General features: G+C 67.0%; 7 protein-coding genes. 6 read left to right on the forward strand and 1 reads right to left on the reverse strand.

Features of this window, described 5'->3' with window-relative positions; translation table 11 throughout:
- Positions 1 to 68: 68 nt before the first annotated feature.
- Genes phnD through arsC form a run of 5 tightly spaced genes read left to right on the forward strand, consistent with a single transcriptional unit; the run spans position 69 to position 3,967 of the window.
- Positions 69 to 1,004, forward strand: coding sequence for a phosphate/phosphite/phosphonate ABC transporter substrate-binding protein (gene phnD / locus EDC64_RS21540; RefSeq protein ID WP_245504837.1), 936 nt, complete (start codon positions 69 to 71; stop codon positions 1,002 to 1,004).
- Positions 1,005 to 1,039: 35 nt separating this feature from the next.
- Positions 1,040 to 1,894, forward strand: coding sequence for a phosphonate ABC transporter ATP-binding protein (gene phnC / locus EDC64_RS21545; protein ID WP_132035449.1), 855 nt, complete (start codon positions 1,040 to 1,042; stop codon positions 1,892 to 1,894).
- Positions 1,891 to 2,697, forward strand: a complete 807-nt coding sequence (phnE, locus tag EDC64_RS21550) for a phosphonate ABC transporter, permease protein PhnE (RefSeq protein ID WP_132035452.1) — start codon at positions 1,891 to 1,893, stop codon at positions 2,695 to 2,697. Before phnC ends, phnE (EDC64_RS21550) begins: the two co-directional genes overlap by 4 nt.
- Positions 2,697 to 3,515, forward strand: a complete 819-nt coding sequence (gene phnE / locus EDC64_RS21555) for a phosphonate ABC transporter, permease protein PhnE (protein WP_132035455.1) — start codon at positions 2,697 to 2,699, stop codon at positions 3,513 to 3,515. Before phnE (EDC64_RS21550) ends, phnE (EDC64_RS21555) begins: the two co-directional genes overlap by 1 nt.
- 17 nt (positions 3,516 to 3,532) lie before the next feature.
- Positions 3,533 to 3,967, forward strand: coding sequence for an arsenate reductase (glutaredoxin) (gene arsC, locus EDC64_RS21560; RefSeq protein WP_132035458.1), 435 nt, complete (start codon positions 3,533 to 3,535; stop codon positions 3,965 to 3,967).
- A 552-nt stretch (positions 3,968 to 4,519) separates the two neighbouring features.
- On the opposite strand, the gene EDC64_RS21565 is transcribed toward arsC, so the two are convergent.
- Entirely contained in the window at positions 4,520 to 5,497 is a 978-nt protein-coding gene (locus tag EDC64_RS21565) for a LysR family transcriptional regulator (protein ID WP_165933853.1), read from the reverse strand.
- 350 nt (positions 5,498 to 5,847) lie between these two features.
- Between EDC64_RS21565 and EDC64_RS21570 the strand changes: the two genes are divergently transcribed.
- Entirely contained in the window at positions 5,848 to 12,396 is a 6,549-nt protein-coding gene (locus tag EDC64_RS21570) for an autotransporter outer membrane beta-barrel domain-containing protein (RefSeq protein WP_132035464.1), read from the forward strand.
- Positions 12,397 to 12,480: the final 84 nt, after the last annotated feature.

Below are 12,480 nucleotides of genomic sequence, written 5' to 3' on the forward strand. Positions count from 1 at the left end.
CGTATTGATCACGCAATTCACTTGGAGATGAGGCCATGACGCTCCTGCGATCCCTGACCTGTGCCGCCATGCTCGCGGCGACCGTGCTGGCGCCCAGCTTCGCCCGGGCAGAGTTCAAGCTCGATCCGCGCTTCACCGACACCAATGGCGACATGGTCGCCGATACGCCGACCGATCCGGCCAAGCAGCTGGACCCCGACACCCTCATCTTCGCCTACACCCCGGTGGAAGACCCCGCCGTCTATGCCAAGGTCTGGACCGAGTTTCTGGACCATCTCGCCAAGGTGACGGGCAAGAAGGTGCAGTTCTTCCCCGTCCAGTCCAATGCCGCCCAGCTGGAAGCGATGCGGGCCGGACGCCTGCACGTCGCCGGCTTCAACACCGGCTCCAACCCCATCGCGGTCGCCTGTGCCGGGTTCGTGCCCTTCACCATGATGGCGTCCAAGGACGGCGCCTACGGCTACGAGATGGAGATCATCACCTATCCCGGCTCGGGCATCACCAAGGTCGAAGACATCAAGGGCAAGAAGATGGCCTTCACCTCGGAGACCTCGAACTCCGGATACAAGGCTCCCTCCGCGCTGCTGAAGTCCCAGTTCGGCATGCAGGCGGGCAAGGATTACGAGCCGGTCTTCTCGGGCAAGCATGACAATTCCATCATCGGCGTCGCCAACAAGGACTATCCCGCCGCCGCGATCGCCAATTCGGTGATGAAGCGCATGATCGCCCGGAACGTCATCAAGCCCGATCAGGTGGTGGCGATCTACAAGTCGCAGACCTTCCCCACCACCGGCTACGGCTATGTCTACAATCTGAAGCCCGAACTGGCGGCGAAGGTGAAAGAGGCCTTCTTCACCTTCGACTGGGAGGGCACCGGCCTCCAGAAGGAGTTCAAGTCCGCGGAACCGCCGCAGGAGAAGTTCATCCCCATCACCTTCAAGGAGACCTGGGCGGTGGTGCGGCAGATCGACGACGCCATGGGCGTCAGCTACACCTGCAAGTAGCGGCCAGACGTGAACCGGGAAAGGCCGGAGGGCGCATGCTGACCATTGCCGGCCTGTCCAAGCGCTACGCCAAGGGGGACAAAGCCCTCGACGATGTGTCGCTCGGCGTCCCCGCCGGTCAGGTGGTCGGCCTGATCGGCCCCTCGGGTGCCGGCAAGTCCACCCTCATCCGCTGCGTCAATCGGCTGGTGGAGCCGACGTCCGGCTCCATCCGCCTCGGCGATACCGAGATCACCCGCCTCGGCGGCGCGGGCCTGCGCCGTGCGCGGCGGCGCATGGGCATGATCTTCCAGGAATATGCCCTGGTCGAACGCCTCACCGTCATGGAGAACGTGCTCTCCGGGCGGCTCGGCTATGTCGGCTTCTGGCGCGCCTTCCTGCGCCGGTTTCCCCAGGCCGATATCGACCGGGCGTTTGCCGTGCTGGATCGGGTCGGCCTGCTCGACCATGTGGACAAGCGCGCCGACCAACTCTCCGGTGGCCAGCGCCAGCGCGTGGGCATCGCCCGCGCTTTGGTGCAGGAGCCGGACATCCTGCTGGTGGACGAGCCGACCGCCAGCCTCGACCCCAAAACCTCGCGCCAGATCATGCGCCTGATCGTCGAGGTGTGCGCCGAACGGCAATTGGCGGCCATCGTCAATATCCATGACGTGGCGCTGGCGCAGATGTTCGTCCAGCGCATCATCGGCCTGAGGGCCGGGCGCGTCGTTTTCGACGGCCCGCCGGAGGCGCTCGACACCGACGCTCTCACGACCATCTATGGCGAGGAAGACTGGTCGCGCACCATCCGCGAGGCGCACGACGACGCCGCAAACGAAGCGGCCGCGCAGGAGACGGTCCGCGCCCTGCGGGCGCAGACCAAGCCCCCCACCGTCGCGAGGGCGCTGTGAGGGCCGCGCCTGCCGCGGCGCGCCGCTGGCGGCCGCCGCCTTTGATCGCCAATCCCTGGCTGCGCATTGCGGTCCTCGCCGGCGCGGCGCTCTATCTCGTGCTCGCCCTCGGCACCGTCGAGGTCAATTGGGCGCGCCTCTCCGATGGCTGGGCGCGCGGGCTCCGCTTCGTCTCCGGCTTCCTGGAGCCGAATTTCTCACGGCGCTGGGACGATATCTTGCAGGGCATGATCGAGAGCCTGAGCATGACGGTGACCTCCACCGTGGTCGGCATCGCCATCTCGGTGCCCATCGGCATCGGCGCCGCCCGCAATCTGGTGCCGCGCCCGGTCTATCTCCTCTGCCGTGCGATCATCGCGGTGTCGCGGTCCCTGCAGGAGATCATCGTCGCGATCCTGCTGGTGGCCATGGTGGGCTTCGGCCCGTTCGCCGGCTTCCTCACTTTGTCGTTCGCCACCATCGGCTTCCTGTCCAAGCTGCTGGCGGAGGACATCGAGGACATCGATCCCGCCCCCGTGGAGGCGATCCGCGCCACCGGCACGCCCTGGCCGTCGCTGATCGCCTTCGGCGTGCTGCCGCAGGTGGCGCCGCGCCTGCTCGGGCTCTCGCTCTACCGGCTCGACATCAATTTCCGCGAATCCGCCGTGGTGGGCATCGTCGGCGCGGGCGGCATCGGCGCCACGCTGAACACCGCCATCGACCGCTACGAATTCGACAGCGCCGCGGCCATTCTCATCCTCATCATCGCCATCGTCATGGCGAGCGAATATGTCTCGGGCCTCGTGCGCGGATGGGCGAAATAATGCCCGTCATCGCTTATCCCGAAGGCCGCAAATCCTGGCAGCGGCGCACCCCGCGCGGGCAGATCGCCGTGTGGTTCGGCTGGCTTCTCGCGGTGGCCTTCACCGCGTTCTGCTGGCGGGTGATGACGGAAGGCACCATCTGGGCCTTCGTCTGGGACGCCCCGACCCAGGCCGCCGACATCGGCGCACGCATGATCCCGCCGCGCTGGTCCTACTTTCCCACCCTGTTGAAGCCGCTGTGGGACACGCTCAACATCGCCACCCTCGGCACGCTCGCCGCCATCGCCCTGTCGGTACCGGTGGCCTTTCTCGCCGCGCGCAACACCACCCCCAGCGCCACCTTCGTGCGGCCGCTGGCGCTGTTCCTCATCGTCGCCTCGCGGTCGATCAATTCCATCATCTGGGCGCTGCTTCTGGTGGCCATCCTCGGTCCCGGCGTGCTGGCCGGCATCATCGCCATCGCGCTGCGCTCCATCGGCTTCATCGGCAAGCTGCTCTACGAGGCGATCGAGGAGATCGACGAAAGCCAAGTGGAGGCGATCCGCGCCACCGGCGCCTCCGGTGCCCAGATCCTCGCCTACGGCATCGTCCCGCAGATCATGCCGGCTTTCGCCGGCATCAGCGTGTTCCGCTGGGACATCAACATCCGCGAATCCACCGTGCTCGGCCTCGTCGGCGCGGGCGGGATCGGCCTCAATTTGGAAAGCTCGCTCAATACGCTGGCCTGGCCCCAGGTGACGCTGATCCTGCTCGTCATCCTCGCCACCGTCGTCGTCAGCGAGTGGGTCTCCGCCAAGGTCCGCCACGCCATCATTTGATGTTCGGAGCCTGAACCATGACCGAGCCCGCCTTTGTCACCATCTGGCACAATCCGGCCTGCGGCACCTCGCGCAACACGCTCGCCATGATCCGCAATGCCGGCATCGCGCCGAAGATCGTCCACTATCTCAAGACGCCCCCGACGCGGGACGAGGTCGCCGCCGCCATCGCCGCCGCAGGCCTCACCGTGCGGGCCGCCATCCGCCAGAAGGGCACGCCCTATGCCGAACTGGGGCTCGGCGACCCCACCCTCTCGGACGAGGCGCTCCTCGACGCCATGATGGCCCACCCCATCCTGATCAATCGGCCCTTCGTCTTCACACCACTCGGCGTGCGGCTGTGCCGGCCCTCGGAAAGCGTCCTTGACATTCTGCCCGCACCGCAGAAGGGGCCGTTTGCGAAGGAGGACGGAGAGATCGTGATCGACGCCGAGGGCCGACGCGTCCGCTGACCGGCTGCGACCAGACTGTCGCGGTTCCGCTTATCCCGTCGCACCCGAAGCCTCCCGGCTCGGGGCACTCCGGCAACAGACACGGTGGATCGCAACACAAGCCGACGTCACCCCAGGGGTCGGTTTCATGAAAAAGCGCTCGGACAACCACCCGAGCCCTTCAATTCATCATGTCGTGTTGTGTTGGCGATCAGCTCTGATCAACACTTGCGAACGCAAAAAGCCGCCCGGCGGGGGCGGCTGATCTGCACGATTGGACATCGCAAGTCGAGATGGTTGCGGGGGCAAGCAACCATCTCGAATTGCTATTTCGAGCCACGGCGTAGTGACGTGCTGCGCATTTTCCCCGGATTCTCGGCCATCGCGCGGCCCAGCGCCAACGGGCCGGCCCGCACGCGCTCAACGGAGACGTTTTTCGCGCATGAACGGGACGAGGGCGGCCAGCTGGTGCTTCCGGTGTTGCAACTCGACAGGTTCGCGCCGCAGGTGGCGAGCCTCTCCGACACCATTGCCGCTACGCGCCACCCAGCGTGGCATCGCAGACATCATCAATCAGGAAAGAGCCGCGACGGCCGTCGCTCCAGCGTTGCGAATTTCCTCCACGAGCCAACGCAGCCCAGCGTCTCCGTCGTCGCGCATGTGCCAGACGATGTCGATTTGTGCCGCGCCGCGCTCCAGCGCAAGGTCCAATAGGACCAGCCCGCCACCTGCCACCGCCTCGCGCGCGAACCGGTACGGGAGGGACGCCACATAGTTCGAAACGCGCAATACCGGCGGCACGGCAGAAAAGTAAGGCACCGTCACAGCCACACGCGCCGTCCCTTCGCGGCCACGGCGGGCATCCATGAGGCTCTGCTCCATGCGGATGCGACGCACCATCCCGCGGTCCTCGACAAAGCCATCGCCGCGTTCCGGCGCGGTACCGGTGAACTCGACGACGATATGAGGAAATGCCAGAAGGCGTTCGGGCGTGACCTCGCCTTCGGTCAAGGGATGGCCCGTGCGCACCACGATGGCTCCGCGCTCCTCGACGAACGGCACGCGCCGCAGGAAGCCGGGCAGTTTGTCGAACCAACCGATGACGAGATCGAGGGTCCGGGTTTCAAGCTGGCGCGCGAGGTCGAGGCGGCCGACGGGGAATATCTGAAGGTCCACCTGCGGCGCCGTCGCGCTCAGCCGTTGCACCAGATGCGGCAATGCATAGATGGCGAAGAAGTCAGAGGCGGCAATCCGAAAGCAGCGCGGCGATTTGGACGGATCGAAGGAGACCCCCACCAGAGCAGCTTCGAATTGCTGCAGGCCCTTGTTCACGCGGCCGGACAGTTCCATCGCGCGCGGCGTGGGCTGCAGGCCGGTGTCGCTCCGAACGAAAAGATCGTCTTGCAGCATCTGGCGCAGCCGGGCCAAGGCATGGCTGACGGCGGACGGGCTGAGCGCGAGGTCCGCGGCGGCGCGCGCGACGCTCCGGTGCTTCATGATAGCGGAGAACACATGGAAGAGGTTCAGGTCAATCTGACGACCCTTCTTCATGTTCGCCCGACCTTTCGCGACCCCTGGCATACCTCCTAACAATATTTGCCCCGGTCGGGAAACGATGTTTCGCCCCGAAACAGACAATGCACCATATTCAGCAGCGCGACTGAAAAGTCGTCCACTCCGGCGCACCGGCCGGCGGCGCGAGCCTGACACCGCCCCCGCATGACGGGTGCTGCATGGCATGCAGGCGCCTTGCTGAAGAATGATCATTTGCCGCCACCTCCACCGGCGCGGCATCTCTAGGCCGGGACGGGGCTATCAGCTGCAGGCGCAGCAATGAAACGGACCCGGTTCGTGGGCGGCTCCTACGCGCCAGCGAACACCGGATGCCACGGGGGGCTAACATGGGAACGATCTTCGCGCGTGTGGTTCTGGCGTCGGCTACCGCCGCCTTTGGCGCGGCCACTGCGCTCGCGGGCAACGATCCGGTGATCGATGTGATCGGTCAATCCTCCTGCAGCTATGGTTCTTCCTCTGTTACCTATACCTGCACCGTCAGCAGCGCGGATGAGACGACCGTCGTCAACGTGAATAATGGACAGGTATCCGGAGACAATATCACGACATCGACGGACGTGACGATCAGCGGAACCGGTGATTTTGAAGCGAGCACCAACTATAATACGGGATTTTTCTATGCCGGATGGGGGCAGCAGAAGAACACGACCTACGGTGGAAACAATGGATTCACGGACGGCGGCAATATAACAATAAGCGTCAGCGGGTCTCAGACCGTCTCGCAGTTCTACGCCATGAACCTCGAATACTCCTTCGAGGGGACGACGGGCGACGGGAATCAAAATGTCTATTGGGGTTCCGGGGTCGGTGCCCTGGTCGGGCTTTCCATCGGCGGCGGCGGCGTCACCGAGAATAACGACACGGACACCTCTGATTACGATGGCGGCAGCGGCGGCAGGGTCGAGATCACCAATACCGGCAGCTTCACTGCCACGTTCGGCTCGCAGTACGTCACCGACTCGAACATTCCCAATATTCCAATCTCCGGGAACGCCATCGCCGCCTTGTCCTTTGGCGGCAACGGGACCAACAACAAGACAAGTGATACGGATTTTGCCGGCGGCGGCGGTGCCGGTGGCACGGTGACGGTCACCAATGAGGGTACGGTTGTTGCCTCCAGCGCGCTCAGCGTTCCAACCATCGGTATCCTCGCGGTCTCCCAAGGCGGCGTCGGCGCCAACCAGAAGAGCTACGCTTCCGCCCCCGGCGGCAATGGTGGATCCGTCAGCGTCGTCAACGACGGATCAATTTCGATCGACGCCCCCGAAGCGATCGGAATCGTCGCCGCCTCGCTGGGCGGAAATTCGAACTTCGACACCGACAATAACGGCGAAGACGCTTCCGGGGCCGGCAATGGCGGCAGCGCCAGCGTCACGCTGAATTCCGGCTCCTCCATCACCTTCGCCGCCTCGGGCAGCACGGGCATCGGCGCCATCGCCGTGAGCGCGGGCGGCAATGCCAACAACAACGAGGTCGGACAGGGCGGCAGCGCCACCGTCACCGTCAATTCCGGCGCCACCATCGACACCAGCGGCGCCGGCGGCGACGTCTCCATCGGCGCCATGGCGGTGAGCGCCGGCTCCACGGGCAGCCTTTTTCTGCAGACCCCGTCGAGCGGCTACAACGCCGACTATCCCGGCAGCGCAGGCGATGCCACCGTCGACAATTACGGCACCATCATCACCAAGGGCACGCTGGCCGTGGGCGTCGCCGCCCTCTCCATCGGCGGGGCGGCCATCGTCTCCGCGTCCGACGTCGGCCCCGCCACGCTTGGCAACACCGGCGCCCAGCAGGGCGCGCTCGGCGGCAGCACCGCCACGGTGAACAATACCGGCGCCATCACCACCCTCGGCAGCGCCGCCTACGGCATCCTCGCCGCCTCCATCGGCGGCGGCGGCGGCATCATGGACCTGGAGAGCTCGGACCAGACCGCCACCCTGGGCAGCACCACCGATGGCGGCGGCACCGGGAATGGCGGCTCGGTCGTCGTCACCCATTCCGGCTCCATCGTCACCGGCGACGGCTCGGGCACCGGCGCCGGCGCCGTCGGCATCGTCGCCCAGTCCATCGGCGGCGGCGGCGGCAGTTCCAGCGCCGGCAGCCTCAATATCGGCGCCCAGGACAAGAGCGGCTCCGGCGGCGGCAAGGGCGGCTCGGTCTCGGTCACTCTGTCCGATGCCGCAACCATCGTCACCCAGGACGATAACGCGCTCGGCATCCTTGCCCAATCGGTGGGCGGCGGAGGCGGCAATGGCGCCAGCAATGCCGGGCTGTTCTCCTCCACCGGCGGCTCGGGCGGCAATGGCGGGGCGGGCGGGGCGGTCACCGTCGATCTTGAAAATACCGGCGGCTACATCTTCACTTCCGGTCTGTTCGCCGGCGGCGTCTATGCCCAGTCGGTGGGCGGCGGCGGCGGCAATGGCGGCGCCTCCACGTCCTTCGGCACCGTCATTTCCGATGCCATGGGCGGAACAGGCGGCAGCGGGGGCGCCGGCGGAACGGTCACGGTCACCAACGACACCGCCATCATCAGCCAAGGCAACCAGTCCCTTGGCATTCTGGCGCAGTCGGTGGGCGGCGGCGGCGGCAGCGGCGGGGCGGCCAATTCCTACAGCGCCGGCGTGCTGACCGTCTCCCTCGCCGTGGGTGGCGCCGGTGGCGATGGCGGCGCTGGCGGCGCCGTCACGGTGACCCATGAGGGCACCATCTTTACCGGCTGCTCGGACCTGAGCGGCTGCGTCTATGAGATCGCGGGCGCGCCGACCCCCGAGGCGGCGGATTCCATCGGCATCCTCGCCCAGTCCATCGGCGGCGGCGGCGGCGCGGGGGGCTCGGCCACCGCCTATGGCCTGTCCTTCTCCACTGAGGAAATCCCGGTGAACTTCACCTTCACCTATGCGGTGGGCGGCAGCGGCGGCTCGGGCGGGGACGGCGGCACCGTGACCGTGAACCAAGCTGGTGGCATCACCACGGGAGCCGACGGCGCCTATGGCGTCCTCGCCCAATCCATCGGCGGCGGCGGCGGCATTGGCGGCGACGGGAGCGCCTCGTCCTATGCCCTTGAGCTCGGGGTGGCCACCTTCAAGGTCGCCTTGTCCTATGGCGGCACGGGCGGGGACGGCGGCTCCGGCGGCGATGTGACCATCACCGTCGGACCCACCGGCGACTGCTCGACCTGCAACGGCACCATCGTGACCTACGGCCATTACGCCCATGGCATCCTCGCCCAGTCGATCGGCGGCGGCGGCGGCGCGGGCGGCGCGGGCGACGCCAGCGCCTCAAGCCCCAATACCGGCGGCTCCGGTACATCCGTGACCTTGACCTACGGCCTCGGCGGAAACGGCGGCGGCGGCGACGATGGCGGCGGCATCACGGTGACGGTGGACGCCGGCAGCACGATCACCACCTATGGCTCCAGCGCGCGCGCGATCCTTGCCCAGTCCATCGGCGGGGGTGGCGGCATGGCCGGGGGTGGCTCGGCATCCTCCTCGGGGGACAGCTACGAGGCGAACATCGCCGTCGGCGGTCTCGGCGGCACCGGCAGCGACGGCGGCACCGTGAGCGTCAACAATGCCGGCACCATCTCAACCGGCTCGATCTACACCAACAGTTCGGACCTCTCCGTGGTGATGGGCGGCGACAGCTTCGGCATCTTCGCCCAGTCCATCGGCGGCGGCGGCGGTTCTGGCGGCACCTCGGACGCGGCCGCCAACATCGACATGCTGAGCCAGTTGGAAGATGCCATCAACAACCCCTCAGCGAGCTATTCGGCCAATATCTCGCTCGGCGGCTCGGGCGGAGCAGCCGGCGACGGCGGTGCGGTCAATCTCACCAATTCCGGCAGCATCACCACCATCGGTCAGCGCGCCTTCGGCATGTTCGGCCAGTCCATCGGCGGCGGCGGCGGCTATGGCGGAGCAGCGACCTCCACCTCCAATTCGGTGATCGGCGGGCCCAGCGCGCCCGGAGCCGGCACCTATTCGGCGGACCTCGCCGTCGGCGGCAATGGCTCGGGCGGCGGCGACGGGGGCGCCGTCTCCTTCACCAATTCCGGCGCCATCACGACTTCGGGCTATGGCGCCCATGCCATGTTCGCCCAATCCATCGGCGGCGGTGGGGGCTTTGGGGCGGAGGGCACGGTGGACAACATCACCACCGTGGGTCTCGGCGCCAGCTATGCCGGCAGCGGCAGTTACGGCGGCGATGGCGGGCAGGTGAGCGTGACCGACACCGGCACGCTGTGGACCGCCGGCGATGACGCCTTCGGCATCTTCGCCCAATCGGTCGGTGCCGGCGGCGGCTCGGCGGGGGTGGGCTGCACCAACTCGGTCCAGGTGGGGCCCATCGGCAACAGCCAGTCCTTATGCCTCGGCAACAGCCAGGTGGGGGTGACCACCTCAACCTCCATCTTCAACGACGCGTCCGACTTCACCCTCAACGTAGGAGGGCAGGACGGCCTGTCCGGCAATGGCGGCGACGTCACCATCGCGAAGACCTCGGGGTCCATCCTCACCACCGGCGCGCGGGCCTTCGCCATCGCGGCCCAGTCCATCGGCGGCGGCGGCGGCCTCGTCTCCGCCGCCTCCGCCAATGTGGGTTCGGTGACGTTCGATGATGGTGACCAGGGCGGGGTCGGCGGCGCCTCGGGGTCGGGTGGCACGGTGAGCGTGACGCTCGGCGACGGGGTTGCCGTCACCACCTACGGCGCCGGCGCCTTTGGCGTCTTCGCCCAGTCCGTTGGCGGCGGCGGCGGATTCGCGGGCGATGCCTCGCTCGCCCTCGCCACCACAAACGTCAACAGTCTCTCTTATTCCGGCCAATTCAACACTGCCGGCGCGATCACGGTGACGACGTCGGCGGACATCGCCACCAGCGGCGCAAATGCCCATGGCCTGTTCCTGCAATCCATCGCCGACGCCTCGGGCGGCGCCATCGGCATGGGTGACACGCTGACGGCGGGCGGCAATCTCTCCGGCACCCTGTCCACCAGCAACGGCACCGGCGGCGCCATCACCGTCAACCAGGACGGCGGCAGCATCGTCACCTCCGGCGCGGGCTCGGTCGCCATCTTCGCCCAGTCGAGCGGCAACGATACCCGCCAGAACCCCATCACCATCACGATTTCCGGCCTCGTCCAGGGCGGCACCGGCGCTTCGGCGGCGGGCGTCTGGCTGTCCGGCGGCATCTCCGGCGGCGGCGAGAGCGAAGTCTCAGGCGTCACCGCCAACACAATCACCATCAATGAAGGCGGCTCGCTCTCCACGGCGGACGGCATCAACGGCCGTGCCATCCTCGCCCAGCAGTCCATCACCAACGTCTTCAATTCCGGCACCCTGACCGGCAGCGTCGATCTCGGCCAGGACTCCTACGACAGCAGCGCGGTAGTGGGCACCATCACCAATTACGGCCTGTTCAACGCCGGCAGCGCCATCACCGCCGCGAGCCTGAGCAACAACGGCACGTTGGCTCCGGGCGGCGCCGGCACGATCATGGCCACGACGCTGAGCGGAGGCTTCACCCAATCGTCCAGCGGCATCCTGGCGGTGGACATCAATGCCACGGCGAGCCCAGAGGTGGATCTCCTCTTGGTGGGCGGCACCGCCAGCATCGACGGCACCATCGATCCCACCGCCTCCGCCCTCCTGCCGGGCAGCTACGAGATCGTGCAGGCGGCCAGCCTGAGCACGACCGCGACGACCTCCTCCTCCTATCTGTTCACCTGGGACGTGACGGCCACCACCACGAGCCTGTCCATCTCGCCCGTTGCGGACTTCACGCCCTCCGGCGCGGGCCTTTCCACCAATGAGCAGGCGCTCGCCAATTACCTGCAGGCTTCGTGGAATGCGGGCGGATCGAGCGGCCTGGCGCCGCTCTACGGCACGCTCTCGCAGGTGGAGAGCGCCAGCGCCTACGCAAGCGATCTCGACCAGATCATCGCCAACGTGTCAGCGGCCGTCACCAATCAAGCACTCGCCAGCACCGCGGCGCTGGATTCCGCCTTCTCCTGCCCCGTCTTCGAAGGCACCGGCACACTGCTCGGGGAATCGAGCTGTGCCTGGTCGAGCGTGACCGGCAGCACGGCGAGCCTGGGCGGCGGGCGCGAGAGCCCCGCACAGGACCTCAGCACCCTCACCTTCCGCCTCGGCGGCCAGAAAGAGATCGCGCCGGACTGGTATCTCGGCGCCACCGCTGGCTACAGCTGGAGCTGGACCGCGGCCTCCGGCACGGGTAGCGGCGACGGGCAGCGCGGCGATGCAGGCCTCGCACTGAAGCACACCATGGGGCCCTGGTACTTCGGCGCCGGCTTCAATCTGGCATATGGCCGCTACACCAACGAGCGCTCCATTGACCTGATCGGCCCGGCATCGCCGGCCTCCAGCGCCTCGAACGTGTTCACCGCATCGGGGCGGGTGCGGGCGGCCTATGAGTTCGCCTTTGCGAACTGGTATCTGCGGCCCCATGTGGACCTCGACGTGATCTATGTGGACGCGCCCGGCTACAGCGAGGCCAGCCTCTCGCCCCTCGCCTTCGACGTGTCAGGCCAGTCGGACACCCTGTTCGGCCTTTCGGCGATGGTGGAGGCCGGCGGGCGCGTGAACCTCGATTCAGGCTGGATCCTGAGGCCCTATGCAGCGGTGGGGGTCTCCCTGCTTTCGCAGGACACCTGGACCACGCAGGTGAAACTGCAGGGCGCCCCCGCGGGCCTCGGCACATTCGCCATTGAAAGCGACATTCCCGACGTGCTGTTCCGGCTCGACGCCGGCTTGCAGCTCTATCAGCAGACCGGGGCGGAACTGAAGGCCGTCTACGGGCTCTCGGCGGGCAACGACTATCTGTCCAACACAGGATCCCTGCGCTTCAGCTATCGGTTCTAGACCGACCTTTGCGCAGTCGCATTGGTGGTCTCACGTTCGCCCTTCGGCAGTAGACTAGATTTGTGCTAGGTCATTTTGACAAAA

It is taken from the genome of Aquabacter spiritensis (genome assembly GCF_004346185.1).
Classification (GTDB): Bacteria; Pseudomonadota; Alphaproteobacteria; order Rhizobiales; family Xanthobacteraceae; genus Aquabacter; species Aquabacter spiritensis.